Genomic DNA, 1,463 nt, shown 5'->3' on the forward strand with positions numbered 1-1,463 from the left:
TGACGTGTATTGACCAGACTCAAGGGGTGGTCGCAACACTCATTGGTTAAGTCTGCGAGAGTAGCTGATTCAGCGCTTCCGCGGGGGTTCTCCAGCCCAGGATCTTCCTTGGCCGCGCGTTCAGCGCCGCTGCGACAGCCTGTAGATCTTCCTCTGGCCATCGAGAAAGATCGGTTCCCTTCGGGAAGTACTGCCGTAGGAGGCCATTGGTGTTCTCATTGGTCCCGCGCTGCCAGGGACTGTGAGGGTCAGCAAAGTAGACTTCCAGGCCCGTCTCGACGGTCAGCTGTGCGTGCTGGGCCAGTTCCCTGCCCCGGTCCCAGGTCAGCGATTGCAGTAGTTGCTGCGGAAGCGTGGTCATGGTTGTAGTCAGAGCCTGGCGCATGGCCTCGGCCCCGTAGCCTCCCAGTGCGGGCCCATTCTTCACCCGAGGTTCCATGCGCCATCCATCCAGACGTGGAAGATGCACGAGCACAGTAAATCTCGTGGTCCGCTCCACCAGGGTTCCGATCGCCGACCGCTCAGTCCCGATGATCAGATCCCCCTCCCAATGGCCGGGAACAGCTCGGTCCTCGACTTCCGCCGGTCGAGCACTGATCAAGACTTCCGGCGTGATGTAGCCACCCGTCCGACGACCGTTCCGGGCACGGGGAACGCGCAACGCGCGGCCAGTGCGCAAACAGGTCACCAATTCTCGTTTGAGTGCTCCTCGCCCCTGAACATAGAGGGCCTGATAAATGGCCTCGTGGCTGATTCGCATGGACTCATCATCCGGGAAGTCGACCTGAAGACGCCGTGAGATTTGCTCAGGACTCCAGGCTGTGACCCAACGACGGTCCTGTCGGTGCGGCTTGTTACGTCCGTTCCAAGCACGAGTATTCGGCCCCTGCGCGAGAGATCCATCGGGCCTCTGAATCTCTCCCGAGAGGCGTTCCTGAACGTATTCACGCAGCCGCTCATTCTCGGCCAGCTTCGCTGTCTTTGGCCGCTGCGCAACAAGATCCGCCTTCCACTGAGCAACTGAAGCCCTGTAGTCCAGCTTGCCTCCTCGGGTGGCAGCATTACGGCGAAGCTCCCGGGACACGGTCGATGGATCACGCCCGATCTGACGAGCGATCTGCCGGACTCCGGCCCCTTGAGCTTTCATGAGCGCAATTTCCTCACGTTCGCCAAAGGACAAGTAGCGACCGGACAACGGGGTGAGTTCCATCGGTGGCATCCCACCACCCTGGCGAAACCACCGCGTCCCGATCACTCCCGACACGCCAACCTTTGCGGCAGCCTCCTCGGACGTGACACCAGTGGCAATGACCTTCCAGAACTCGCGCTCGATCTCCCTCCGGTGAGCCGGCGCCCCCGGCGACTTCATCGGCGACCTTCCCGTCAAAGCCGACATCCACCCGGCAGGCCTGCCCATCAGCACCTCCACGATCGAGGTGTTGCGACGACCCATTGAATCCACC

General features: G+C 61.6%; 1 protein-coding gene. It reads right to left on the reverse strand.

Annotated features, from left to right (window positions below; translation table 11 throughout):
* Positions 1–46: 46 nt before the first annotated feature.
* Complete coding sequence (locus tag QSK18_RS35615; RefSeq protein ID WP_285628977.1) at positions 47–1,396, reverse strand: IS30 family transposase; 1,350 nt, start codon at positions 1,394–1,396, stop codon at positions 47–49.
* Between the last annotated feature and the right edge of the window lie 67 nt (positions 1,397–1,463).

It is taken from the genome of Kineosporia sp. NBRC 101677 (assembly GCF_030269265.1).
Lineage (GTDB): Bacteria > Actinomycetota > Actinomycetes > Actinomycetales > Kineosporiaceae > Kineosporia > Kineosporia rhizophila.

Bases quoted from the DNA above. Each gene is read 5' to 3' on its own strand.
- QSK18_RS35615 (WP_285628977.1), bottom strand. From the start codon at position 1,396: ATGTCGGCTTTGACGGGAAGGTCGCCGATGAAGTCGCCGGGGGCGCCG.